The sequence below is a fragment of the Litoreibacter sp. JB4-2 genome (assembly GCF_055693445.1).
The window spans coordinates 2362611-2386366 of sequence record NZ_CM146334.1; the positions used below are offsets into that span (position 1 = coordinate 2362611).

At 58.3% G+C, this 23756-nt stretch carries 24 protein-coding genes and 2 pseudogenes; 16 read left to right on the forward strand and 10 right to left on the reverse strand.

The features are described from left to right. Positions 1–82: 82 nt before the first annotated feature. Positions 83–1153, forward strand: coding sequence for a GTP cyclohydrolase II (ribA, locus tag ACZ1G7_RS11785; protein ID WP_472659591.1), 1071 nt, complete (start codon positions 83–85; stop codon positions 1151–1153). Further along, positions 1150–1647, forward strand: a complete 498-nt coding sequence (locus ACZ1G7_RS11790; protein WP_472659592.1) for a L,D-transpeptidase family protein — start codon at positions 1150–1152, stop codon at positions 1645–1647. The genes ribA and ACZ1G7_RS11790 overlap by 4 nt, the downstream gene beginning before the upstream one ends. Here the strand turns inward: ACZ1G7_RS11790 and ACZ1G7_RS11795 are convergent. After that, positions 1638–2291 carry a YggS family pyridoxal phosphate-dependent enzyme gene (locus tag ACZ1G7_RS11795; RefSeq protein WP_472659593.1) on the reverse strand — a complete coding sequence of 218 codons (654 nt, stop codon included), beginning with the start codon at positions 2289–2291 and terminating at the stop codon, positions 1638–1640. The genes ACZ1G7_RS11790 and ACZ1G7_RS11795 overlap by 10 nt on opposite strands. 107 nt (positions 2292–2398) lie before the next feature. Beyond that, entirely contained in the window at positions 2399–3382 is a 984-nt protein-coding gene (locus ACZ1G7_RS11800; RefSeq protein WP_472659594.1) for a porin, read from the reverse strand. Between the two features lie 254 nt (positions 3383–3636). On the opposite strand from ACZ1G7_RS11800, the gene ACZ1G7_RS11805 reads away from it, so the two are divergent. From ACZ1G7_RS11805 to ACZ1G7_RS11825, 5 genes and pseudogenes are all read left to right on the forward strand, one after another. Then, positions 3637–4170, forward strand: coding sequence for a DUF3576 domain-containing protein (locus ACZ1G7_RS11805; RefSeq protein ID WP_472659595.1), 534 nt, complete (start codon positions 3637–3639; stop codon positions 4168–4170). Positions 4171–4244: 74 nt separating this feature from the next. Beyond that, a pseudogene (gene leuS, locus ACZ1G7_RS11810) lies at positions 4245–6774 on the forward strand (leucine--tRNA ligase). Further along, a complete protein-coding gene (locus ACZ1G7_RS11815; protein WP_472659596.1) occupies positions 6761–7237 on the forward strand; it encodes an LPS assembly lipoprotein LptE in 477 nt (158 codons plus the stop codon). Before leuS ends, ACZ1G7_RS11815 begins: the two are co-directional and overlap by 14 nt. A gap of 1 nt (position 7238) precedes the next feature. Continuing rightward, on the forward strand, positions 7239–8261 hold the full coding sequence (holA, locus tag ACZ1G7_RS11820; protein WP_472659597.1) for a DNA polymerase III subunit delta: 1023 nt from the start codon (positions 7239–7241) through the stop codon (positions 8259–8261). Between the two features lies 1 nt (position 8262). Then, a pseudogene (locus ACZ1G7_RS11825) lies at positions 8263–8857 on the forward strand (glutathione S-transferase family protein). On the opposite strand, the gene ACZ1G7_RS11830 reads toward ACZ1G7_RS11825, so the two are convergent. Together ACZ1G7_RS11830 and ACZ1G7_RS11835 are read right to left on the reverse strand one after the other, a co-directional pair. Continuing rightward, entirely contained in the window at positions 8854–10029 is a 1176-nt protein-coding gene (locus ACZ1G7_RS11830; protein WP_472659598.1) for an FAD-dependent monooxygenase, read from the reverse strand. The pseudogene ACZ1G7_RS11825 and the gene ACZ1G7_RS11830 sit on opposite strands and share 4 nt — an antisense overlap. Further along, positions 10022–10630: an enoyl-CoA hydratase/isomerase family protein gene (locus ACZ1G7_RS11835; protein ID WP_472659599.1), complete on the reverse strand. Its 609-nt coding sequence runs from the start codon at positions 10628–10630 to the stop codon at positions 10022–10024. Before ACZ1G7_RS11835 ends, ACZ1G7_RS11830 begins: the two co-directional genes overlap by 8 nt. Positions 10631–10735: 105 nt before the next feature. Between ACZ1G7_RS11835 and ACZ1G7_RS11840 the strand changes: the two genes are divergently transcribed. The 5 genes from ACZ1G7_RS11840 (at position 10736) to lpxK (ending at position 15458) form a co-directional block, all read left to right on the forward strand. Further along, positions 10736–12082, forward strand: coding sequence for a TldD/PmbA family protein (locus tag ACZ1G7_RS11840; protein ID WP_472659600.1), 1347 nt, complete (start codon positions 10736–10738; stop codon positions 12080–12082). Next, the gene (locus ACZ1G7_RS11845; protein ID WP_472663722.1) at positions 12075–12854 is read left to right on the forward strand and encodes an inositol monophosphatase family protein; all 780 of its coding nucleotides are present in this window, start codon (positions 12075–12077) and stop codon (positions 12852–12854) included. Before ACZ1G7_RS11840 ends, ACZ1G7_RS11845 begins: the two co-directional genes overlap by 8 nt. An 85-nt stretch (positions 12855–12939) precedes the next feature. After that, on the forward strand, positions 12940–13182 hold the full coding sequence (locus ACZ1G7_RS11850) for a DUF4170 domain-containing protein (protein ID WP_472659601.1): 243 nt from the start codon (positions 12940–12942) through the stop codon (positions 13180–13182). A 9-nt stretch (positions 13183–13191) separates the two neighbouring features. After that, positions 13192–14484 (forward strand): 3-deoxy-D-manno-octulosonic acid transferase, encoded by a 1293-nt coding sequence (locus ACZ1G7_RS11855; RefSeq protein WP_472659602.1) that lies wholly within the window; start codon positions 13192–13194, stop codon positions 14482–14484. Next, positions 14481–15458 (forward strand): tetraacyldisaccharide 4'-kinase, encoded by a 978-nt coding sequence (gene lpxK / locus ACZ1G7_RS11860; RefSeq protein WP_472659603.1) that lies wholly within the window; start codon positions 14481–14483, stop codon positions 15456–15458. The genes ACZ1G7_RS11855 and lpxK overlap by 4 nt, the downstream gene beginning before the upstream one ends. On the opposite strand, the gene ACZ1G7_RS11865 is transcribed toward lpxK, so the two are convergent. Next, the gene (locus ACZ1G7_RS11865) at positions 15455–16111 is read right to left on the reverse strand and encodes a DsbA family protein (RefSeq protein WP_472659604.1); all 657 of its coding nucleotides are present in this window, start codon (positions 16109–16111) and stop codon (positions 15455–15457) included. The two genes, lpxK and ACZ1G7_RS11865, sit on opposite strands and share 4 nt — an antisense overlap. Before the next feature lies 1 nt (position 16112). Beyond that, positions 16113–16658, reverse strand: a complete 546-nt coding sequence (locus ACZ1G7_RS11870) for a DUF721 domain-containing protein (RefSeq protein ID WP_472659605.1) — start codon at positions 16656–16658, stop codon at positions 16113–16115. Between the two features lie 82 nt (positions 16659–16740). On the opposite strand from ACZ1G7_RS11870, the gene mutY reads away from it, so the two are divergent. Then, positions 16741–17793: an A/G-specific adenine glycosylase gene (gene mutY / locus ACZ1G7_RS11875; protein ID WP_472659606.1), complete on the forward strand. Its 1053-nt coding sequence runs from the start codon at positions 16741–16743 to the stop codon at positions 17791–17793. Between the two features lie 58 nt (positions 17794–17851). Beyond that, positions 17852–18991, forward strand: coding sequence for an alkane 1-monooxygenase (locus ACZ1G7_RS11880; RefSeq protein WP_472659607.1), 1140 nt, complete (start codon positions 17852–17854; stop codon positions 18989–18991). Positions 18992–19096: 105 nt separating this feature from the next. On the opposite strand, the gene ACZ1G7_RS11885 is transcribed toward ACZ1G7_RS11880, so the two are convergent. From ACZ1G7_RS11885 to ACZ1G7_RS11900, 4 genes are all read right to left on the reverse strand, one after another. Then, positions 19097–20125: an NADP-dependent oxidoreductase gene (locus ACZ1G7_RS11885; RefSeq protein ID WP_472659608.1), complete on the reverse strand. Its 1029-nt coding sequence runs from the start codon at positions 20123–20125 to the stop codon at positions 19097–19099. Positions 20126–20274: 149 nt separating this feature from the next. After that, complete coding sequence (locus ACZ1G7_RS11890; RefSeq protein WP_472659609.1) at positions 20275–21375, reverse strand: DNA methyltransferase; 1101 nt, start codon at positions 21373–21375, stop codon at positions 20275–20277. 109 nt (positions 21376–21484) lie between these two features. After that, a complete protein-coding gene (locus ACZ1G7_RS11895; RefSeq protein WP_472663723.1) occupies positions 21485–22096 on the reverse strand; it encodes a ribonuclease HII in 612 nt (203 codons plus the stop codon). A 101-nt stretch (positions 22097–22197) separates the two neighbouring features. Then, the gene (locus ACZ1G7_RS11900) at positions 22198–22632 is read right to left on the reverse strand and encodes a hypothetical protein (protein WP_472659610.1); all 435 of its coding nucleotides are present in this window, start codon (positions 22630–22632) and stop codon (positions 22198–22200) included. Between the two features lie 150 nt (positions 22633–22782). On the opposite strand from ACZ1G7_RS11900, the gene ACZ1G7_RS11905 reads away from it, so the two are divergent. Both ACZ1G7_RS11905 and ACZ1G7_RS11910 read left to right on the forward strand, forming a co-directional pair. Next, on the forward strand, positions 22783–23076 hold the full coding sequence (locus ACZ1G7_RS11905) for a hypothetical protein (RefSeq protein WP_472659611.1): 294 nt from the start codon (positions 22783–22785) through the stop codon (positions 23074–23076). Next, a complete protein-coding gene (locus ACZ1G7_RS11910; RefSeq protein WP_472659612.1) occupies positions 23048–23746 on the forward strand; it encodes a winged helix-turn-helix domain-containing protein in 699 nt (232 codons plus the stop codon). The genes ACZ1G7_RS11905 and ACZ1G7_RS11910 overlap by 29 nt, the downstream gene beginning before the upstream one ends. The last annotated feature ends 10 nt before the right edge of the window (positions 23747–23756 follow it).

The window sequence follows — 23756 nt, forward strand, 5'->3', positions numbered from 1 at the left end:
TCGTGTGGGCAGGACGTCAAATGTTTCAAATTCTGTCACTTCGGCGTATGGATAGCGGAGAATTGTTACAAAATGAGCCGCGATGAGTCTGCTGCCCGACATATATGAGCTTCTCGCCCGCGCCCGCGCCGACCTGCGCATGGGCGTTCCCGTGATCTTGGGCACGCGCATGATCCTTGCGGTAGAAACACTGGGCGCCGACCGGTTGGCAAGCCTGCATGCAGCCAATAGCGCACTGGTGCTGACGATCACCGGGTGGCGCGCGCGGACATTGAAAACTGCCGCATATGACGGCGACGTTGCGCGTATTCAGGTGCCGGGCGATGCGCCGATGAGCTGGCTTCAGGCCTTAGCCGACCCTGCCGATGATCTGAACGCACCCATGAAAGGCCCGCTCAAGACATTGCGCGACGGCGATGCCACAATTGAACGCATTGCGATTGATCTGGCCAAGTCCGCGCGGCTGTTGCCTGCGGTTTTAAGCGCACCGATTCTAACGGGCCTCGATCTGACGATGCTGACCCGGATCGATGCGCAGGCTGCGAAGATGGCTATCGAACAGGCGCGTCCGCTTGCGCCCGTGGTCAGCGCGACCTTGCCGCTGGAGGTCTCCGAGGCTGGACGCTTGCATGTTTTCCGCCCAGATGACGGCGGGGAAGAACATTATGCGGTCGAGATCGGCCGCCCCGACCGAGGGAAGCCCGTTTTGACACGCTTGCATTCGGCGTGCTTCACCGGGGACCTGCTTGGGTCACTCAAATGCGATTGTGGGCCGCAGCTACGCGGCGCGCTTGCGCAAATGGGCCAGGACGGCGAAGGCGTGCTTTTGTACCTCAGCCAAGAAGGCCGTGGGATTGGGCTGGCCAATAAGATGCGCGCCTATTCGTTGCAGGATCAGGGTTTCGACACGGTTGAGGCCAACCACCGGCTGGGCTTTGAAGATGATGAGCGTGACTTCCGCATTGGTGCGGAGATTTTGCGTTCCATGGGGTTCTCAAAAATCCGGCTGATGACCAACAATCCGCGCAAGGTCGACCGGCTGACCAAAAGCGGCATGGAGGTGGTTGAACGCGTGCCACTTAAAGTAGGTGAAGGGCGGTTCAACCGCGACTATCTGGCGACCAAGGCCAAGAAATCGGGCCATCTGTTGTGAGCCCGCATGACTTGGTTGTCACCCGTTGGGGCTGCCGGTTCATGGGTCGTAACTTTCCCTGCGCAATCGGCAAAGGCGGGATCTCTGATCGCAAGAAGGAGGGCGACGGCGCGACCCCTGTTGGCACACATCGTATTGTCGGCATGCTGTACCGACCAGATCGTATGAGCCGACCTGCAAACTGGGCGCTGCCAATCAGACCAACTGATCTGTGGTCTGACGATATGGGGCATGAAGACTACAACCTCATGGTGCGCGCGCCCTACCCCCATAGCCATGAACGGCTGGCCCGCGCGGACCCGCTTTATGATCTGGTGATGCTGACGGATTGGAATTGGCCCTATGCCGTCAAAGGTCGTGGGTCAGCCATCTTCATCCATGCTTGGCGCAAACCGAGACACCCCACCGAAGGCTGCGTGGCATTTCGCCCCGACCATTTGCATTGGATCGCGGCGCGGGTGCGCCACCAAACTCGGCTGATTGTTCAACCGTAGTCGCGCGCCCCAAAAATGGCAGATCCTACGCGCACATGGGTCGCGCCCTGAGCAATCGCGCGTTCGAAATCACCACTCATGCCCATGCTCAGCCCACTAAGACCATTGCGAGCGGCGATCTTAGCCAGCAGCGCAAAATGTAGGCTTGGCTCTTCCTCAGCTGGCGGAATGCACATCAAACCAATCACCGGAAGGCCTAGGTCGCGGCATTCGGTTATAAACGCATCCGCGTCTTCAGGCATAGCGCCTGCTTTTTGGTCCTCTTTTCCAGTGTTGATCTGGATGAACAGGTCTGGGCAATGGCCCAACTCCTGGCTTAGCGCGGCAAGTTTGCGGGCCAGCTTGATCCGGTCGACGCCGTGGATCACGTCAAAAAGTTCCATCGCTTGTTTGGTTTTGTTGGTTTGTAGTGGGCCAAGCAAATGCAGCTCGACCTTGTCATACCGCGCGCGGAAGTCAGGCCATTTGCCCGCCGCTTCCTGCACCTTGTTCTCACCAAAGACGCGGTGCCCTTGACCCAGCACGGCTTCGACACGCTTGTTCGGTTGAACCTTGGAAACCGCAATCAGTTTGGTGCCGCCAACACTGCGCCCCGTGCGCGCCTCTTCGGCTTCAATACGGGATTGAATTTCGTGCAATGACATGGGCGGGCTCCTGCGGTCGTTGTACTCACTGATCACCACATCCCCGCACAAAAGAAAAGAGCGGGCACAAGGCCCGCTCTCTAAAGTCTTCTCTAGGAAGGCTAAGCTTAGAAGCTCAGGCCAAGACCCAGCGAGAATGTGTCGGTGGAAACGCCTGCTGCGTTTTCGCCGTCGCCGTAGCCGAAGTGCACAACTGCACCGCCGCCCAGGTCGTAAGCTGCTGCGATACCGAAGCCATCTGCGTCGGTGCCGTCGTCGAACTCAACTTCGCCGTAGTTTGCGTGTACAGAGAACGCGCCGGAGGAGTAACCAATACCCACACCCAGGTTGTTGTCCGCGCCACCGTTTGCCAAGCCGTCGTTGTCATCCCAGTCAGCGTAAACAACGCCAACGGACAAGCCGCCTGCGAGTGTTGCTGTCGCGGAGATACCGGTTGCTTCAGCTTGTGTACCAGTTGCCAGAAGACCGCCTTCTTGGTGGCCAAGGCCCAGAGCGATTGTTGTGCCGCCCAAGTCTACGTTGTATTTGAAACCAACAGCGTAGCCAACTTCGCCAGTGCCGTTGTCATCGTCGATCGATACAGCAAAGCCGAAATCGCCGAACGAGTAGTCGTAACGCAGGATTTGGCCGTCAGCGGAACCGTCCAGGTAGGAGCCAACGTAACCAGCGTGCGCAGTTTCGTCGTCAGCCAGGGAGCCTGGGTTGCCAACGTTACCAGCTTCAGTCAGTGCCCAGTCCAGAGCGCCGTCTGTGTCACCCATTGTGACTGTACCAAAACCACCTTTGATGAAGATGGTCGCGCCACCGTCGTCAGTGTTGTTGTTGGTTGCTTGGTTGTTAACTGCAACACCACCAGCAATGGAAGCGTCACCAGCTTCGTCGATGTCTACAGACGCACCGAACTCAAGGCCACCGTCAGTTTCACCAGTCATGGTAAATGTCGCGTCGATGTCTGTGAAGAATTCTGTGGAACGACCGGCGATGCCTTGGTCAAAGATACCCATCTCGGCGCGGCCGGACAGGGATACATCAGCAACTGCGGCGCCAGAGAAGGCTACCAATGCAGTGGATGCGAAGAGAACTTTTTTCATCGTTTTCCCTCGAAGGTTGTTATTAGTGCACCTCAATACAGGAATCTGAATTGAGCTGTCCCCTATTTCTGCCCATCCCATCGCGTTTGCAAGTTTCTCTGAGCGGCCTGTTATATCTCACGCCTCAACTGGTGCGCCTTTGCCACACACGTCAAACGACGCATGCCCGTAGATAACGCAACACATATTTCTTGTGACGCCGCCTGAGGTCCGATAAGACAAGCACAAGCCTATATATAAAGGGTAGGGGCACGATGCCAGTTGCGAAAACACTCAAGAACCTAAGCGCTGTTGCTTGCGTTTTGACGCTTGCTGCATGTGGCGGCTCAAATTTCAGTGGGCCGTTCAGCGGTGGCGGAAGTGGCCAGGATCGCGGCGAAAAAGGCGAAGAATTCCCGCGGACATTCGACAGCCCCGCCCGCCAAGCCGCAGCGGAGCGAGGCGATTCCATCTTTGACCTCTTCGGCAATCGTGACGATCCGAATGTCACCCTTCGCGTCAACAAGTACCTCTGGAACGCGTCGCTGGATGTGCTGAATTTCATGCCTGTGCAGCGCGCTGACCCGTTCACTGGCACGATCTCTACGGGTTATGGACGTCCGCAAGGTGGCAGCCGTGCGTATCGCGCAACCGTCTATATCACTGACCCGGCGCTTGATGCCCGTTCGCTGCGTGTCGCGTTGCAAGGCCAGAATGGATCCGCAGTCAGCGCGGAAACCGTCCGCGCCATTGAGGATGCCATTCTGACCCGGGCGCGCCAGCTACGTATTCGCGATACGAAACTCTAGACCCCGCGACCAACACACCATAGTAAAGCGCCGGGCCTATTCGCCCGGCCTTTTTCGTTCCCCGAGGAAACAATATGTCCCGCTATAACGCCCGCACCGTCGAACCCAAATGGCAAAAAGCTTGGGACGAGGCTGAGGCCTTCCTCGCCAAACGCGACCCATCCAAGCCAAAATACTATGTGCTTGAGATGTTCCCCTACCCATCAGGTCGCATCCATATCGGGCATGTGCGCAACTATACGATGGGCGATGTGATCGCGCGCTACAAATCCTCCTGCGGCTTTTCGGTGCTGCATCCGATGGGGTGGGACGCGTTTGGGATGCCTGCCGAAAACGCAGCTATGGCCATTGGTGGCCACCCCAAAACCTGGACCTATGACAATATCGCGGCGATGCGGGGCCAGATGAAGCCGTTGGGCCTGTCAATTGACTGGACCCGCGAATTTGCGACCTGTGATCCGGAATATTACGGGCAACAGCAGGCCTTGTTCCTAGATATGCTCGATGCCGATCTGGTTTACCGCAAAAATGCGATGGTGAACTGGGACCCGGTCGATATGACCGTGCTGGCCAATGAGCAGGTGATCGATGGCAAAGGCTGGCGCTCCGACGCGCCGGTCGAGCGCCGCGAGCTGACGCAATGGTTCTTCAACATCTCGTCCATGGCGGATGAGCTTTTGCAGGCCATTGACGGGCTCGACAATTGGCCCGCCAAGGTCAAGCTGATGCAATCCAATTGGATTGGTAAATCGCGCGGCATTGAAATCCCGTTCCACCGCATGGATGGTGAGGCGGCGATCAATTGCTACTCGACCCGGCCCGACACGATGCGCGGCGCAAGCTTTATCGCAATCTCACCCGAACACCCCGTGTCTCGCGCTTTGGCCGAAGAGAACCCTGAGCTGACGGCTTTCATCGACGAATGCCGCAAGATGGATACGACCGAGGCCGCGATGGAAAAGGCCGAGAAGAAAGGCATCAATACCGGGCTGACGGTCAAGCACCCGATCTATGACGGCGTTGAGCTGCCCGTATGGGTCGGCAATTTCGTGTTGATGGATTACGGCACGGGCGCGGTCTTTGGCTGCCCCGCACATGACCAGCGAGATCTTGATTTCGCGCGGAAATACGGCCTGAAGGTTCAAAACGCGTTTTACATGCCCGGTGACGAAACCGAAGTCGCGGATGAAGCTTTGGTTCCCACCAAGTCTGAGAATGTCGTCTATATCGACCATTTTGCCGGCCTGACGGAAGCAACAAGCCAAGAGGGTATCGACGCCACAATTGACTATTTCGAGGCGAAGGGCCTTGGCACCGGGCAAACCAAGTTCCGTCTGCGCGACTGGGGCTTGTCGCGGCAGCGTTATTGGGGCTGCCCGATCCCGGTCGTTCATTGCGACACTTGCGGCGTGGAACCTGAGAAGAAGGAGAACCTGCCGATTGTCTTGCCCGACGATGTGTCTTTTGACATTCCGGGCAACCCTTTGGACCGCCACCCGACATGGCGTGACACGCCATGCCCTAAATGCGGCGAGCCGGCCAAGCGCGAAACCGACACGATGGATACGTTCGTTGACAGCTCGTGGTACTTCGCCCGCTTCACCGCGCCCCGTGCGGAAACACCAACCGATATTGATGACGCCGACTATTGGATGAATGTCGATCAGTATATTGGCGGCATTGAGCACGCTATCCTGCACCTGCTTTATTCACGCTTCTTTGCCCGCGCGATGGGCAAAACCGGCCACTTGCCCCAAGGCACGGAAGAACCGTTCGACGCGCTCTTCACCCAAGGCATGGTGACACACGCAATCTACCAAACCCGCGACGACAAAGGCCGCGCCGTCTACCACCTGCCCGAAGATGTCGATGAAGCAAACGCCACATTGCGCGCCACGGGTGAGCCGGTTGAGGTGATCCCGTCGGCCAAAATGTCGAAATCCAAGAAGAACGTCGTCGATCCGGTCGATATCATCGACCAATATGGCGCCGACACTGCTCGCTGGTTCGTGCTGAGCGATTCCCCCCGAGCGGGACGTCGAATGGACCGCATCGGGTGCTGAGGCCGCATGGAAATTCCTTGGCCGGGTCTGGCGGCTGGCGGCAGATCTTGAGAACGGCGACGACACAGATGAGGCGCTGGAACGCGAAACAGCAAAGGCGATCCACGAGGTCACAATCGGGATTGAGACCTTCGGCTTCAACAAATCCGTGGCCAAGCTCTATGAATTCGCAAATGCGATCCAAAAGTCGAAAGCCGGGCCCGGCGCCAAACGCAAAGCGGTAAGTGCGCTTGCTCAGCTGATGTCCCCTATGACCCCGCATCTTAGCGAAGAGATCTGGCAGCATCTCGGTCATGATGGCCTGATTGCACAAGCGCCTTGGCCTGTCGCCGATGAAAGCCTGCTGAAAGAAGACACGGTCACGCTGCCAATCCAGATCAACGGCAAACGCCGCTCAGAAATTCAGGTGCCCGCTGATCTGCCGAAGGAAGAGGTTGAAAAGCTGGCCCTCGCCGATCAAGCTGTGATCAAGGCTTTAGACGGCGGCACGCCCAAAAAGCTGATCGTAGTGCCGGGGCGCATTATCAATGTCGTTATCTAGACGCACAATTCTGCTTGGTCTCGCAGCCCTTCCGGCCTGCGGGTTTGAACCTGTCTATGGCGAACGGGGCTCTGCGTCCAATCTGCGTGGCGCCATTAAGCTGGATACGCCCGACACGCGCAATTTGTTCCAGTTGAACGAGCAGTTGGAACTGCGGCTTGGGCGCAGCGTTGATCCGCGATACGGGCTCACCGTGCGGCTCGATATCGCGGAAGAAGGTCTGGCGATCACAGGCTCGAACGACATCGAGCGCTATAACGTGATTGGCGAAGCGGATTTCGTTTTGCGCGAAATCGCGACGAACACGCCGGTGCTTAGCGATAGCGTCAGCACGTTCACCGCCTATTCCGCATCACAGCAACCCGTTGCGACCTTGTCGGCAGCACGTGACGCACGCGCGCGTTTGATGACCGCCTTGGCCGACAGGATTGTCTCCAAACTGCTCCTCGCAGGGCCGCTTTAGGATGAAGCTGAACGCACGCGACGCGCGCGGTTTCTTCGCTAAACCAGACCCTAAACGGGCCGGTTTACTGATTTATGGCCCCGATGCGATGCGCGTCGCGCTCAAGCGTCAGGATGTGATCACAGCACTGGTCGGTCCAAATGGCGATGAGGAAATGCGTCTGACCCGCATGTCTGGCGCCGAACTGCGCAAAGAGCCGTCGATGCTGTTGGACGCGATCACCGCGCAAGGTTTCTTCCCCGGACAGCGTGTCGCCTTTGTTGAAGAGGCAAACGACACCGCAATCAAAGCCATTGAAGCCGCCATGGCTGAATGGCGCGACGGCGATGCCTTTATCGTGATCACTGCCGGGCAGCTCAAACCGACCTCCAAGCTTCGCAAGCTGTTTGAGGCGCATAACAACGCCTATGCCGCTGCGATCTACAATGACCCGCCCGGTCGCGATGAGATCGAGGAGACGTTGCGAAAAGCCGGTGTGGTTGAGATCAGCTCGGAGGCCATGTCCGACCTAGTTGACCTTGGCCGCGTGCTTGATCCGGGCGATTTCCGACAGACCGTTGAAAAGCTGAGCCTCTACAAACACGGTGACACGACCCCGGTTGGCGCAGAAGATGTAAGCAACTGCGCGCCCGTAATCACAGAGGCCGGGCTCGATGACGCACTCGATATCGTGGCGGAAGGGCGCTTTGCAGAAATTGGCCCGATCCTGACGAAGCTGGAAGGGCAAGGCGTTCAACCCGTGCGACTGTGCATCGGCGCGAACCAGCATTTTCGTAAGCTCTATTCCGCCGCCTCAGACCCCAGTGGTCCGGAGGCAGGCCTCGCCCGCGCGCGCCCGCCTGTGCCCTATATGCGCAAAGACCGTTTGGCGCGTCAGGCACGCGGATGGGGGGCAATTAAGCTGGAACAGGCTCTACGACTTCTCGTGGATACTGATTTACAACTTCGATCCGCTCAGCCCGTGCCGCAAATGGCGGTGATGGAACGCGCGCTGATCCGTCTGGCCATGATGGCAAGGAGCTGACATGTACACCGTCATCGGAACACTCAACAGCCGTGCTTTCCGCGTCCTTTGGATGCTAGAGGAACTCGGCCAAGACTACACCCATCTCAAAGCTATGCCACAAAGCGCCGAGGTATTGGCCCGTAGCCCGCAAGGCAAAATCCCAGTGCTGCTTGATGGTGAGGCAACGCTCACAGATCTCGTCAGCAATTCTCACTTACCTGGCCGACAAGCACGGCGCGCTGACCGCCCCGTCCGGCAGTTTGGCGCGCGCGCGACAGGATGCGATGCTGCACCGTATTTTGGACGAGTTTGACGCTTGCCTATGGTCCGCCGCACGCCACAGCTTTGTGCTGCCGAAGGAACACCGCATCCCAGACGTTAAACCGACGCTCAAGTGGGAATTTGCGCGCGCGGAAGCCAACTTGATGCGCGATATGGGCAACGGACCCTTCCTGATGGGGGCAGAGATCACCGTGCCTGATATCGTCCTGACCCATTGCCTAGGCTGGGCAATCACAGCCAAATTCCGCGTATCAGAGCCAGTTTTGTCCGATTACTTGAACCGTATGAAGTCGCGCAACGCCTACAAAACCGCTCGCGAAAAAGCCGCCTAGCGCAGCGCGTACCGCGCCGCAGCCGTACCTGCCCAAGCGCCCGTAGCCAGACACGCCGTGATCAGATACCCACCCGTTGGGGCGTCCCAGTCCAGCATTTCCCCAGCAACGAATGTTCCTTTGCGGGTTTTCAGCATCAGGTCTGCGTTGACGGCCTGACGCGTCACGCCACCCGTTGTCGAGATCGCCTGATCTATCGGCGCAAGCCCATCATAGGGAATTTGCAGCGATTTGACCTGCGCCGCCAAACCCGCACCTGTGGGCATGGGGCGCAAGACCTCGTTCAGCAACCCGATCTTGACCGGATCAAGCTTCAACGCCTTGCGCAGGTAAGTTCCCATGCTCATCTTGCCGCGCGGCTTTGTCAGCCGCTTTTCTACACTTTGCTCGGACAGGTCAGGCAGTAAATCAATGCTCAGTTCAGCATTCGCACGCAGCGCGGATGTCACGCTGTAGATGCCCCCGCCTTCCAGCCCTGACTTTGTGATGATAGCCTCAGCTCGGCTAACCTGATTGCCGGCTTTCAATGCAATATTCTTTAAGGGCGCGCCGAAATGGCGCTCCATATGCGCGCTCCAAGCGACGCGTAGCCCAGTGTTGGATGGCTGGAACGGCGCAACGGGCACGTCTTGCGCGTGGAACTTGTCAATCCAGTGCCCATCAGACCCTAACCTTGCCCAACTGCCCCCTCCAAGTGCGAAAATGGTGACATCTGATGCAATGGTTTCGATGCTATCAGCGCGTTCAAACACCGTGTCCGCACCATCCCACCCGGTCCAGACCAGCCGAGTATCAAAGGCAACGCCCAAATCCTGCAAACGCGCAAGCCAGGCACGTAGTAAGGGCGAGGCCTTCATTGCTTTGGGAAACACCCGACCCGTGCTGCCAGTGAAGATTGGCTGCTCCAGTTCCTCCGCCCATGCCATGACCTCAGCGACACCAAAGGCGTCTATCATTGGGGCCAGCCAATCAGCGCTGTCGCCATAGGCCCGCAAAAAGTCAGCGTCTTTTTCGTCCTTGGTCAGGTTCAAGCCCGACTTACCTGCCATCAAAAATTTCCGCGCGACGGAAGGTTTTTGGTCCACCACACGTACCGCCAACCCAGCCTGCGCCATGACCTGCGCGGCCATCAAGCCCGCTGGACCCGCACCTATGACCAAAGCGCTAGGCACCGATCATCCCCTTGATTGCCGCAACGTGGGGCGCATCCGCCGCACAGCAATCACGCGCCAGCTCATGCGCTGTGTCGATCAACGCGTCCTGTGCAACAAGCCGATCAAACAGCCCCCAGGACAGCGCTTCCTCTGCCGTAGCCTTCAGCCCGCCCATTAAGATTAACTTCGTGCGAGCAGGGCCTATCAACGCGGCCATGCGGCGTGGATCGCTGGGTTGCGGCAAAAAGCCCAGCTTCATCACAGGGTAGAACAGTTTCGCATCCGGCACCGCGATGCGCAGGTCGCAGGCCAAAACCATACCGCAGGCGCCACCCGCCAACGTACCATTCAGCGCGGCGATGCTGAGCCCGTCAAATGCCGCGATTGCGCCTGACAGGTCTTCCCACAAAGGGCTGGTCGCGAGTCCAGCTTTGGCTGCCTCCAAATCCGCACCGGCGCTGAAAACCTTGCCCGCACCAGTCAGGATAAGCACTTTGCCGTCGAAACCGCGCACCGCGTCTACCAACGCTTGCAACATTTCCGCCGTCAGGGAGTTCGCCTTTTCGGGCCGGTTCAGCGTCAGCACCAACACGTCGCCGTCGCGCTTCTGTTCAATCATCGGTCACACTTTCGAAACTTGCCGCAGCCTATAGCTGGTGCGCACGACTTGCACGCGCCTGCTTAGGGGACTACCTCCCTTGCAACCGCAGTAAAAGGCCCCGCCATGACGCTTTCCCTTTCCGACCTCGCTCAAACTCTGCTCGCGCATGCCAAAAAGGCCGGGGCGGACGCCGCCGATGTCATTGCTATTGATGGCACAGCTGTTTCGATTGACGTGCTGGGTGGCAAACTGGAACACGCGGAGCGTGCGGAAGGTATCGACGTTGGCCTGCGCGTGCTCATCGGGCAGCAACAGGCCTGCGTCTCATCATCCCTAATAGACCCTAATACACTGCAAGAGGTAGCTGAACGCGCCGTTTTCATGGCCCGCGAGGCGCCGGAAGATCCCTATATCGGGCTGGCCGATGCGAACCAGCTTTCAAAGAAAACAAATGCTGACGGGCTGGATCTTTTCGATCCCAGCCCCGAACCAGACGCCGCAACGCTAGAAGACGACGCGCGCCGCGCTGAAGCCGCAGCTTTAGCCATCAAAGGCGTCACACAGGTTCAGGCCGCAAGCGCGGGTTACGGCAGCCGCCGCGTTCATTTGGCGACGTCGAATGGCTTTGCCGGCGGGTTTCATCGATCCAGCCGGTCGACATCCTGCGTGGCGATCACCGGTGAAGGGACCGGAATGGAACGCGACTACTTCGGTGAAAGCCGCATTTACCAATCCGACTTGCCGGACCCTGAAACTATTGGCCGTATCGCAGGCGAACGTACTGTGGCCCGCGCGGGCGCACGCAAGCCCAAAACGGGCGCCTTTCCAGTGATCTTTGAAGAACGGATCGCGTCATCCCTGATCGGCCACCTGCTGAGCGCGACCAATGGCGCAATGATTGCGCGCGGGTCGAGCTGGCTCAAAGATGCGCTGGGCGAACAGGTCTTGCCTGCGGGCCTTGATTTGGTGGAAGACCCGCTGCGCGCACGCGTGTCGGGCTCCCGCCCGTTTGATAGTGAAGGGCTGGCAACCGCGCCGCGCACAATTATCGAAAACGGCGTTCTGCAAGGCTGGACGCTGGATTTGGCCAATGCGCGCAAACTTGGGATGGACAGCACCGCAAATGCATCGCGCGGCACAGGCGGGCCACCGTCGCCGTCACTGACAAATGTGGCCTTAACGCAGGGCCAACAAAGTCTTGATGAGATGTTGCAAGATATGGGCACTGGGCTGCTCGTGACATCTATGATCGGGTCCACCATCAACCCCAATACCGGTGACTATTCGCGCGGGGCGTCGGGGTTCTGGGTTGAAGGCGGGCAGCTCGCCTATCCGGTCAATGAATGCACGCTCGCGGGCAACTTACGCGACATGATGAAAACCATTCGCCCGGCCAATGACGCGCGGACGCATTTGGGCCGCGTCGTTCCCAGCCTAGCGGTTGAAGGATTGATCCTTGCCGGTGAATGACGACCTGACACTATTGGCTGACGCGGCACGCGCCGCGGCTGAAATCGCCAAGCGGTATTTCAAACAAACGCCGGAGGTTTGGGACAAATCCGGCGGCCAAGGTCCCGTAACCCAGGCTGATCTGGAAATCGACGCAATGCTAAAGGCGGATTTGATGGCCGCGCGGCCTGATTATGGCTGGTTGTCAGAGGAAACCGAAGATGATCAGACACGCCTGAAAGCCGACCGTGTGTTCATCGTCGACCCGATCGACGGCACACGCGCGTTCATAGCGGGGGAGAAGACATGGTCGCATTCCCTCGCGATTGCAGAACGGGGCAAGGTCATCGCCGCAGCGGTTTATGTTCCGATGCTCGAAAGGCTCTATTCCGCCTCAAAAGACGATATTTCGCGTGTGAATGAAACGCCCATCCAAGCGTCAAAGCAGGAAAACATCGACGGCGCGACCGTGCTGGCGGCCAAGCCAAACCTGCAGCCAGAGTTTTGGAAAGATGGCACCCCGCCGCTTGCGCGGCACTTTCGGCCCTCTCTTGCTTATCGGCTAAGCCTTGTGGCGCATGGGCGGTTCGACGCTATGCTGACCTTGCGCGACTGTTGGGAATGGGACATCGCGGCGGGGGATCTTTTGGTGCGTCAGGCCGGTGGCGTCAGCACCGATATGTCGGGCGCTGAGTTGCGCTTCAACAATCCGCATCCGAAAACCAACGGCTGCGTGGCATCCGGTCAGGCCTTGCACCCACAAATCATCGACCGTCTGCGTCCCGCCAGCTGAACTTTTTCTCACCGGGGCCGGTCCCCTCTGTCGCGGGGCAGATCATTGCACTATGGTCGCGGCAAAGAACAACGGGAGACCCCATATGGCACAACGGCTGCATCTTGTCTTCGGCGGCGAGCTGATCGACCCCACCAAAAACGCCTTCAAGGACGTTGAAGATATCGATATTGTCGGCATGTTTCCCGACTACGAAACCGCATATAACGCTTGGAAGTCAGCCGCTCAGCGGACGGTTGATAATGCCCATATGCGCTATTTCATCGCCCATATTCACCGTCTGCGCGACGAAGCCGAAGCCGCCAGCCCGACGGAAGAGCTTGATTAAGCCATGCCGATGGGCCTTTCACCTGGGCTCGCGATCTATCTTGCGCTCACCGACAGGCTGTCGGGCTATGCGGAACGCAAGCTACAAGACAGGCTGGCGCGCGGGAAAGAAGATGCAGACCGCATTGATGAGCGGCGCGGCATCCCCGCGCAGCCGCGCCCGGACGGGCTGCTGCTGTGGTTTCATGCAGCGTCCGTCGGGGAATCCCTCTCGCTTCTGAACCTGATTGAACAAATTCAGGACGAATTCCCCGACGCCAACACCCTGATCACCACGGGCACGCGCACATCCGCTGATCTGCTGGAAGCGCGACTGCCGCCCGATACAATCCATCAGTTCGTCCCCTTGGATGTGCGTGGCTATGTCCGGCGGTTTCTTGACCACTGGCAGCCCGATATTGCGATCTGGACCGAAAGCGAACTTTGGCCATCGCTTATTTCAGAGACGCGGCGGCGCGGTACGTCTATGTTCCTGCTCAACGCGCGCATGTCTCAGAAATCGCATCAGAATTGGCGGTGGGTACCGGGTATTTCGCGCGCAGTGCTGCGGTGCTTTGACCATATATTTGTGCAGGATGAGAAAACCGCTTTTCGACTGCGGCGCCTTGGAGCCGCGCGTGAAACGCTTGAAGTCACGGGCTCGCTGAAAGCCGCCAGCGGCGCATTGCCCCATGACGAGGCCGAGCGACAGCGCCTCGCCGAAATTCTGAAAACACGGCCTGTTTGGCTAGCGGCGTCAACCCATCCGGGCGAGGAGGACGCAGCCGCCGCCGCGCATCGTATAGCTTTGAAAACCTCCCACCGGCTGCTTTTGATCATTGCACCGCGCCATCCGGAACGTGCGCCTGAAATTGCGACCAAGCTGCGCGCTGACGGTTGGAAAATCTGCGTCAGATCCGAAGGCCGCGACCCCGACCCGTCCACTCAGATTTTTCTGGCCGACACGATGGGGGAGATGGGGCTTTGGTACCGGTTGGCGCCCGTGACTTTTCTTGCGGGCTCGCTTGCCGATATTGGCGGGCACAACCCATATGAGCCTGCGGCTCTGGGATCAGCCATATTGCACGGGCCGCATACGGAAAATGCGGCCGAAATCTACAGCCGCCTTGATGAGGCCGCAGGCGCGCAGCTGGTGCGCAACGCGTCCGAACTTGGTGAGGCCGTGATCGATCTTTTAGAGCCTAATAAGGCTGCAACACTGGCGCATGCCGCATGGGAAGTCACCTCAAGCGGGGCGAGCGCGACGGAACGCGCATTCGCACGCATCACAGAAATGATCGACGCGGTTGAGGCCATGCGGTGAAGGCGCCGGCGTTTTGGTATCAGCCCAAAGGATGGCAGGCCCGGGCATTGTCACCTTTGTCCCGGCTTTACGCCGCCGGCACCGCGCGGCGGTTGCGAAACGCAACGCCGCAACGCCTTGATACTCCGGTCATCTGCATTGGCAACATTAATGCAGGCGGCACTGGCAAAACCCCCACGACGATTGCGCTTGCCGAGCGGCTGATTGCACGTGGCAAAACCCCGCATATTGTCAGCAGGGGTTACGGAGGAAGCCTTGAGGGGCCTGTTCAGGTCGACCCCAATACCCACAAAGCGCCAGAGGTCGGTGACGAGCCCTTGCTTATTGCAGCCTTCGCGCCGGTTTGGGTTGCGAAAGATCGTGCAGCGGGCGCGCGCCGTGCCGCTGAGGCCGGGGCCGATATCGTGCTGCTCGATGATGGGCACCAAAACCCGTCTCTATACAAGGATATATCTGTTGTTGTCGCTGATGCGGTGCGCGGGTTCGGCAATGGTTGCGTTCTGCCTGCAGGCCCATTGCGCGAACCGTCTGCAGTTGGGCTGGCACGTGCCGACGCGCTGCTAACCATCGGAACACCAAAGGCGCAGGCGCGCTTTGCCGGGCTTCATGATGTCCCTGACGCCCTACCGCATCTGGTTGGCCAACTAACCCCGCTACAGACCGGTATGGACTGGCAGGGCCTGCACGCGCTTGCTTTTGCGGGTATCGGTATGCCGGAGAAGTTCTTTGCCACCTTGCGTGGCCTAGGCGCGGATATTGTGAAGCAAGAACCGCTCGACGATCACCAACCCTTATCTGACGCATTGCTGACCCGATTGGCGGCAGAGGCCACGCAGCTTGGCGCGCAACTGGTCACAACAGAAAAGGACGCGGTGCGCATGCCCGCGTCCTTTAGATCACAAGTCCTGACCGTGCCCGTAAGGCTGCAAATCGAAGATTGGAGCGCGTTGGACGCGCTCCTCGATGCGCTTTAGAGCTTGGAGTCCAACAGTTCTTTCAAATCGGCATAGGCCATGTTGGATTGTAACTCCCCGTCAATGACAAAGCTCGGGGTCGCACGGATACCGTCGGCTTCAGCATTTTCCTGAAACACGGCTGTCATCGCGCGCGCTTTGTCACCATCTTGCAGACATGCATCTAGCTGAGCATCGCTCATCCCGGCCAATTTGCCCATCTTCTTGAGGTTCGCCGCGATCTGCGCCGGGGCCCCTTGGGTCCAGTCGCGCTGGTTTTCATAGATCAGATCAACCATCCCAAAGAAGCGTTCTTCGCCACCACACCGTGCGGTCATGCCAGCCCAAAGGCCCGGCCCATCAAAATAGACCTCGCGGTAGATGAAGCGCACCTTACCAGTGTCGATATAGTCGGCCTTGAGTTGCGGAAAGACCTCCTTGTGGAACCGTTGGCAATGCGGGCAGGTATAAGACGCGTATTCGATCATCGTGATAGGCGCATCTTCGTCGCCCAGCGTCATTTCCTGCACGATGGAGGTGTCGATGTCATCTGCGGTTTGCGCCTGCGCAGCACCCGTTGGCAAATCCAGCGTGGTCGGGCGTTCCAGTATCAAGAAACCCCCAATTGCAGCGGCCAGGATCACCGCCCCTGACAAAATAGTGTTGCGGTTCATTCTAGTTCCCTTCTTGCGCGCCATGGCGCTGTAAAAAATTCTGGGCCAGCGTGTCTATGGCACGGCGTAGACCCTCATCCTCGACCCCATCCGACAGCGCGGCGGAGGCTTGCTTGATTTCTTCAGATACGGCTGGCTTTTCCGGCGTAGGCGCATGTTCAAACCGCGCGCGACCCTCGTGAAAGCCAACAGGCGCGGTCTGCGTGATCGCAACGCGGCTGATCGCCGAATAGCCATAGCAGGCATTTACCCGCTCTCGGATCTGCGGCAGCTGCATTTGCACCATCGGCGCATTCGCTCCGGTCACCAGAATGGTCAACGTCGCCCCGAACCCATCGCGCGAATAGCCCATCTTCACCGGCGTCGCGAGCTTGGCGATATCGCTGCCCACAATTTCCTGCCAATGGGTCAACAGCCGCATCACTGCAAATCCGCGCTTTTCACCTGCGGTTTTGACCGGCGTTTTGATCAGCCCCGACATCGCCGCAAACCCGCGCCCACGTCTTGGCGCGCCGCTGCGTTTCGCATATGTCGATTTGGCTGCCATGCTGTCCTTTCGCTCACTTATCCCTACATTACCTTTGACCCGGCTGTGAAGCACCTGAACTGCGATAACGGAACTATAAACTTTGCGTGATTTGCCCGACCCTTTTGAGCTGCTTGCCTGGTACGACAGCAACGCACGCGCGATGCCCTGGCGCATAGGGCCCGCCGACAAACAGGCAGGTGTGGTACCAAACCCCTATCATGTTTGGCTGTCGGAAATCATGTTGCAGCAGACCACCGTCGCCGCCGTGCGCGACTATTTCACCAAGTTCATAGCGCTTTGGCCCAACATCACAGACCTCGCACGGGCCGAGGACGCTGATGTCATGGCCGCTTGGGCCGGGCTTGGCTACTACGCACGCGCGCGGAACCTTCTGAAATGCGCCCGGACGATTACCGCTGATCACGCTGGCCAGTTCCCAAACACCCAGGAAGCGCTTCAGACGCTGCCGGGCATCGGGCCCTATACATCCGCAGCAATTGCCTCAATCGCCTTTGACCAACAAGCCACGGTGGTGGATGGCAATGTCGAACGTGTCATGTCCCGGCTCTTCGCTGTTGAGGTACCGCTGCCCACCTCCAAACCCGCACTGACTGAGCTTGCGACGCAGCTTACCCCAACGACGCGACAAGGCGATTACAATCAGGCCGTCATGGATCTCGGTGCCACGATTTGTACGCCGCGCTCCCCTGCCTGCGGTATCTGCCCGTGGCGCGCACCATGCATTGCCCGCGATGCCGGTATCGCGGCTGAATTGCCGAAAAAGCTGCCCAAAAAGGCGAAACCGACCCGCCATGGCATCGCCTATGTCGCGCGCCGCGCTGATGGCGCCTGGCTTTTGGAAACCCGCCCCGAAAAGGGGCTTTTGGGTGGTATGCTTGGCTGGCCCGGCTCCGATTGGGGCGACGCACCCGCGCCGAACCCGCCGCTCACTGCCGAATGGCAAGACGCCGGAATGGAGGTCCGCCACACCTTCACGCATTTCCATCTCAAGCTGAAAATTATGGTCAGTTGGGCCGAAACAGAGCCTAATTTGGGCCAATTCATCGCACATAATGACTTCCGTCCGGCAAGCCTGCCGACGGTCATGCGCAAAGTCTATGACGCGGCGTCGCCTCTGCTTGTCCAGAATTGAGCATAATTCAGTGCTAGGCTAACATAACGTTAGGCCAAACGTCGTAAAACAGAGCATCATGACAACTCTAAGCCCCGCACAGGTATCCAAATTCACCACGGCCGCGCCCTTCGCGCTGTCGATGATGCTGATCCCGCTGGTCATCCTCGCGGCGACCCAAGGTGGCTGGATCATCGCGCTGATCCCGCTTTACGGCTGGGGCATGTTTTCCATTCTCGATGCGTTTGTCGGGCTCGACACGGACAATGCTGATCTCAATACCAGCGATGCTGATCTGTTCTGGTACCGCGCGATCACGATGCTCTGGTTGCCCATCCAACTCATCACGATCTACGGCACGATGGCCTACGCGCTGAGCGCTGAACACCTCTCCACGCGGGAGGTGATCTGGCTGTTTTTCGGCATTGGCATCGTCACCGGCGTCATCGGCATCAATTTTAGCCATGAGTTAATGCATCAGCGCAATAAGCTCGAACGTTGGCTGGCCGACCTGCTCCTCGCCTCGGTCCTCTATAGCCATTTCAGGTCCGAACATCTCCTCAACCATCACCGCTATGTTGGCACGCCAAAAGACCCCGTCACCGCGCGCTACAATGAAGGTTTCCACCGGTTCTTTTTCCGCGTGCTGCGTGACTGCCCCCAAACCGCATGGGAGGCCGAAACGAAACTCCTCGCACGCAAAGGCGCCAAGCCCACAGACCTGAAAAACCCGTTCTGGCGCTACACTGCGCTGCAACTCATCTTTCTCGTATTGGCGGCGCTCATCGGCGGCTGGGCCGGGCTGGGTCTTTTCATCTTCCAAGCCTTTGTCGCGATCTGGCAGCTAGAGCTCGTCAATTATATTGAGCATTACGGCCTCACCCGCGAACATCTCGGCGACGGGAAATACGAACACGTCAAACCCCGTCACAGCTGGAATGCCGCACAAAAGGCGTCGAACTGGCTCTTGATCAATCTTCAGCGCCATTCAGACCACCACTACAAACCCGACCGGCGCTTCCCGCTGCTGCAAACCTACGACGAAACCGACGCGCCACAGCTTCCCTATGGCTATCCGGTCATGACGCTTGCAGCGATGGTCCCTCCGGTTTTCCGCCGCATCATGAACAAACGCGTGCGCGCCTGGCGCAAACAATACTACCCCGACATCACCGATTGGATGCCCTACAAAACAGCAACCAATCCAATGCCGCGCTAGCCCGCTCCATTTGGTTGAAAGTACCCTGTGAGGATGCCTCTGCGGCGGAGAGTTAAACTCTCCAAGAGCAGAAAACATAGCGCGCGGCGCAGCCGCACAATTGGGTTAGGGATCAGGGCCCACCCTCACCAATTGTTTGCCAAAATTGCCACCTTTCAGCATTTCCATGAAAGCTTTAGGTGCATGTTCCAACCCTTCGGCCACGCTTTCGCGTACCTTGATGGCGCCGCTGCCCACCAACGGCCCGACCTCTTGCTGAAACTCCCCCATCAGGTGGAAGTGGTCGAAAATGATGAACCCCTGCACCCGCAAGCGCCGTGTCAGGATGTTGCGCCAAACGGCGGGCAAAGGCTGCGCTTCCGCGATCCCTTGTCCCGAATACCACGAAATCGCACCGCATACTGCGATCCGCCCGCCGGTGTTCATACGGGTCAAGACCGCCTCCAACGTCTTGCCGCCCACATTGTCGAAATAGACGTCTACGCCATCGGGCGCTTTGCTCTGAATGGCGGCAGACAAGCTTTTCGCTTCGGCGGCCCGGTGATCGAAGCAGGCGTCAAAGCCAAGTTCTTCGACCGCAAAGGCGCATTTCTCGGGCCCACCGGCTACCCCTATCACGCGCATGCCTTTGGCTTTGGCAAGTTGCCCGACCATGGCGCCCACAGCCCCGGTTGCGGCGGAAACCACAATCGTTTCACCCGGTTGCGCAGCTGCAATCTCGTTTAACCCGACCCAGGCCGTGATCCCCGGCATGCCCAACACGCCGACTGCCGTCGAAATCGGCGCGACAGATGGATCAACCTTGCGCGCACCGTCCCCGTTTGACACCGCATGGTTGGTCCAGCCAAATTGCCCCGTCACAATGTCGCCAACTGCAAATTCCCTATGGTTAGAGACTAAAACCTCGCCCACAGCACCGCCTTCCATGACCCCGCCGATCGCCACCGGCGGGGCATAGGATTTCACGTCATCCATTCGCCCGCGCATATAGGGATCAAGCGACAGCCAAATGATGCGTACCAGAAATTCTCCGTCTCCCGGCGCGGCAAGCTCGCGCGTTTCAAGCGCAAAGTTCTCAGCGATGGGCGACCCTGACGGGCGTGAGGCAAGCGTGATGCATGTGGCAGATGTCATGAAAGGGCTCCAAAAAACGATTGCCGCCACCCTAGCCCTATGCGGGAAAAAAAAGCCCTACCGCTCTTTTGGGGGAGCAGGCAGGGCTTAAGTTTTGTGCCGCGGGCGGAGCCGCAGGCACGGGCGGTAACCTCGTGTAATTCTTTAGATCAATGCAATTCCGCACGGATTTGCTGGCGCAGCACATCAATTGGCACCAAAACGCCATCGCGTTTGAAGGCCCAATAGGTCCAGCCGTTGCAGCTGGGCGCGCCTTCCAAATGCGCACCAACCTGATGAATAGAGCCTTTCACATCGTCGGCGATCAACGTCCCGTCAGCGCGCACCTTTGCCTTGTGACGCTGATTGAGCGACCATAGCTCATCGCCCGGGTTCAGCAGGCCACGTTCAACCAGAACGCCGAAGGCCACGCGGGGCTGTGCTCGCTTTGATTGCGTCACTTCCAGAGAGGAGCGGTCAAATTTGCGCACCGCTTTCAAGCGCTTCTCGGCGACGTCGCGATAGGCTTTTTCGCGCTCGATCCCGATATAATCACGGCCCAATTTCTTGGCGACAGCACCGGTCGTGCCCGTGCCAAAGAACGGGTCCAGCACGACATCGCCGGGGTTTGTCGTCGCCACCAACACACGGTGCAGAAGCGATTCAGGTTTTTGTGTCGGATGTGCCTTCTCGCCCATCTCGTTTTTCAAGCGTTCATGACCGGTACAAATCGGCAGCACCCAGTCGGATCGCATCTGCACGCCTTCATTCAACGCCTTCAGCGCCTCGTAATTGAACGTGTATTTCGCGCCCTCAGCTTTCGAGGCCCAAATCAGGGTTTCATGCGCGTTCGTCAGGCGTTTGCCACGGAAATTCGGCATCGGGTTCGACTTGCGCCACACCACATCGTTCAGCATCCAGAACCCTTGGTTCTGCAGTTCATTCCCGACGCGGAAGATGTTGTGGTAGGATCCAATGACCCAAATTGCGCCATTTGGCTTCAAAAGCCGTTTCGCTGCCTTCAGCCAGGCTTGGGTGAACTGATCGTATTTCTTGAAGCTCGCAAATTGGTCCCAGTCATCGTCAACCGCATCAACTTTGGAATTGTCGGGCCGATGCAGGTCGCCGCGTAGCTGCAGATTGTAGGGCGGGTCTGCGAAAATCAGGTCTACAGAGGCCTCTGGGAGGCTGTTCATTGCCTCGATGCAGTCGCCATCCAATATTGTATTCAGCGGCAACGCCTCATGCGTCACCTTGGAAATCTTTCCCATTATCAGCCCCAATGCTGCGCCTTTGCGGCGCTTGTTCATTTGTTGGGACTAAGATGAGTCAAACCGATTCGTCAGTCAAAACTTATAAATTTCAATTGGTTAGAAAAAATCATCGACACAAGATATTGTGGACCGGTTTATAGGATCGCCGATGATGTGGTGTGACCCCGTGTTGCTCTAATGCACTCATATGCTCCTTGGTGGGGTAGCCCATATTTTTGCCCCAATTGTAAACGGGGAATTGTTGCGCCAATGCACACATGATCCGGTCTCGCGAGACTTTCGCCAGTATTGATGCGGCGGCAATGCTTTGCGAGCGCCCGTCGCCTTTCACCAAGGGCGTCGCGGGCAGGTCTAGGTCACGGGGCACTTTGTTGCCGTCGACCAGCACATGGCCAACGCCAGAAATACCCGCCACAGCGCGGCACATCGCCAGATGCGACGCATGGTAGATATTGAGAGCGTCGATCTCTTCGACACTTGCCTCGGCAATGCAAAACTTTGCGCGCGCTTGAATCTCGTCAAACAGCGCCTCGCGCTTGGCAGCACTTAACTTCTTGGAATCGTTCAACCCTTCGGGAATATCGTTTGGGTTCAATACGACCGCCGCGGCGACCACGGGGCCAGACAACGGGCCACGACCCGCTTCATCAACGCCAGCAATGCAGGTCACGCCATCTGCGATCAACGCCGCCTCAAATGAAAAATCTGGTCCTGCCATGTCTTGTTCAAACACCGGCCAGCCGGGAAAGGCAAAGAGAAAAGGGGCGACCTGAGCGGTCACCCCCCACTTCTTACACTCGTTAAAGGGGACGACCTTGTTCACAGGCGCCATCCGTTGTCGGACAGGCATCTGCGTGTATAGAAATAGCGCGGTCCGCTATTGGTTTTGTTCTGGCGCAGGCAGGCTTGTGGCAGTTGTGCTGTGGCGTGGCGTTGCATGCAGCGGGCACTGTAGACTTCGCGCGTGCCGCGATGGGTCCATTGTTCACGCACACATCTCGACGGGGCGCGTTTGATGGCGCGCTGTTTCACCGTGTTACCGTATCGCGGCGTGTAGATTTTGCTGGTTTGTGCACGCTGCCGTGCGGCCTGCTTGCGCTCGTTCTTTTTCTCAATCTGGTTGGCGATAATGCCAAGCACCACAAGCCCGCCCAGCACTTTGAAGACATCTTCATCGGCGCGGGCAGGCGTCGCGGTCAGGGATGTCGCGGCGAGCGCGGTGCTAAGTGCAATGGCGATAAATGAGCGTTTCATAACGCGTTCCTCCGATTTGGATGCGGCCGTGATGACCGGATACATCCAAATTGAAGCCCCATCGCCGCGCTAAACAATTTCGCCACGCTGAAACCGGCTTGCGGCAGTTTGTTATTGAATAACCCGCGCGACTTGCCCCATCTCAACCCTATGAAACATCGTATATATTTAAGTGCCGCCCTGATTTGGGTCGCAATGGCGGGTGCGGCGCAGGCCGGATGCTACGCCGATTACAAAGCCAAGAAGGACGACCCTTTGCAGTTGCATTACGGGGTGATGGAATTGCCGGCCTCCGCCTGTGGCAGTGCCTCCAGCGCCGCCCAGGCCATTGCGCCGCGCCTTGCCAAAGCGGGCTGGACGTTGCTCAATGTGCTATCGGTCTTTGACGATGCGGGACTTGCGGAAAGGAAAGCCAGTGCCGGACGCTACTACCTCCGCTTCTAAGATGACGCCCGGGCGGGTGATCACGGTGGGTGTCGCGGCGATTGTGCTGATCCTCGTTGTGGCCGCCGTGGTGCTCTTTGCCAACTTGCCTGATGCCAACGCATTCAACGCACGTGTTGAACAGCTCTTCATTGAGAATGACACGCTGACCGGCCCGGCCGAAATCAAGCTTCTGGAAATCCTCGCAGGATCAGGCACCGCGTTTTCCGAGACATTGGCCAGCTACCGCTTCATCATCTTCGTGCTGATGGTTTTTGCAACGGCGCTGCTGATCGCAACCTTGGTGTCGTTGGTCTCACTCGTTGGCCTCGCCCGGCGCATGGCGGAGGTCGAAAAGTCCGGCATTCAGGTCAACGCGCTGACGGTCCATCGCGGCGAACGGATCGTGCAGATCAACGATATGGAATTCAAACTGACCGAGGCCGCATTGGAAACGCTGTCGGTGCTTGCGGAAGCCCGGATCGACGACGACATATTGTCAGGGATTGAGATTGAAAGCGTGATCTCAGGCAAGCCCCTCACCGATTGCGACGAGGCCGCAGGCGCTGTGCGCATCAAACGGCTTCGCGACCATTTGGGCAATCAGATGATGAGCGAGCTGTTGATCAAAAACATCGCGCGCAAAGGCTACGTGCTGGCCGTTGAGCCTGACGCCATCAAGATGGTCTGATCGCGACCGA

What these genes read in the sequence shown, in the direction of transcription:
- ribA (WP_472659591.1), top strand. Translation starts at nt 83, where the DNA reads ATGAGTCTGCTGCCCGACATATATGAGCTTCTCGCCCGCGCCCGCGCC.
- ACZ1G7_RS11795 (WP_472659593.1), bottom strand. Translation starts at nt 2,291, where the DNA reads ATGTCATTGCACGAAATTCAATCCCGTATTGAAGCCGAAGAGGCGCGC.
- ACZ1G7_RS11800 (WP_472659594.1), bottom strand. Translation starts at nt 3,382, where the DNA reads ATGAAAAAAGTTCTCTTCGCATCCACTGCATTGGTAGCCTTCTCTGGC.
- ACZ1G7_RS11805 (WP_472659595.1), top strand. Translation starts at nt 3,637, where the DNA reads ATGCCAGTTGCGAAAACACTCAAGAACCTAAGCGCTGTTGCTTGCGTT.
- ACZ1G7_RS11815 (WP_472659596.1), top strand. Translation starts at nt 6,761, where the DNA reads ATGTCGTTATCTAGACGCACAATTCTGCTTGGTCTCGCAGCCCTTCCG.
- holA (WP_472659597.1), top strand. Translation starts at nt 7,239, where the DNA reads ATGAAGCTGAACGCACGCGACGCGCGCGGTTTCTTCGCTAAACCAGAC.
- ACZ1G7_RS11835 (WP_472659599.1), bottom strand. Translation starts at nt 10,630, where the DNA reads ATGATTGAACAGAAGCGCGACGGCGACGTGTTGGTGCTGACGCTGAAC.
- ACZ1G7_RS11840 (WP_472659600.1), top strand. Translation starts at nt 10,736, where the DNA reads ATGACGCTTTCCCTTTCCGACCTCGCTCAAACTCTGCTCGCGCATGCC.
- ACZ1G7_RS11850 (WP_472659601.1), top strand. Translation starts at nt 12,940, where the DNA reads ATGGCACAACGGCTGCATCTTGTCTTCGGCGGCGAGCTGATCGACCCC.
- ACZ1G7_RS11855 (WP_472659602.1), top strand. Translation starts at nt 13,192, where the DNA reads ATGGGCCTTTCACCTGGGCTCGCGATCTATCTTGCGCTCACCGACAGG.
- ACZ1G7_RS11865 (WP_472659604.1), bottom strand. Translation starts at nt 16,111, where the DNA reads ATGAACCGCAACACTATTTTGTCAGGGGCGGTGATCCTGGCCGCTGCA.
- ACZ1G7_RS11870 (WP_472659605.1), bottom strand. Translation starts at nt 16,658, where the DNA reads ATGGCAGCCAAATCGACATATGCGAAACGCAGCGGCGCGCCAAGACGT.
- ACZ1G7_RS11880 (WP_472659607.1), top strand. Translation starts at nt 17,852, where the DNA reads ATGACAACTCTAAGCCCCGCACAGGTATCCAAATTCACCACGGCCGCG.
- ACZ1G7_RS11885 (WP_472659608.1), bottom strand. Translation starts at nt 20,125, where the DNA reads ATGACATCTGCCACATGCATCACGCTTGCCTCACGCCCGTCAGGGTCG.
- ACZ1G7_RS11890 (WP_472659609.1), bottom strand. Translation starts at nt 21,375, where the DNA reads ATGGGAAAGATTTCCAAGGTGACGCATGAGGCGTTGCCGCTGAATACA.
- ACZ1G7_RS11895 (WP_472663723.1), bottom strand. Translation starts at nt 22,096, where the DNA reads ATGGCAGGACCAGATTTTTCATTTGAGGCGGCGTTGATCGCAGATGGC.
- ACZ1G7_RS11900 (WP_472659610.1), bottom strand. Translation starts at nt 22,632, where the DNA reads ATGAAACGCTCATTTATCGCCATTGCACTTAGCACCGCGCTCGCCGCG.
- ACZ1G7_RS11905 (WP_472659611.1), top strand. Translation starts at nt 22,783, where the DNA reads ATGAAACATCGTATATATTTAAGTGCCGCCCTGATTTGGGTCGCAATG.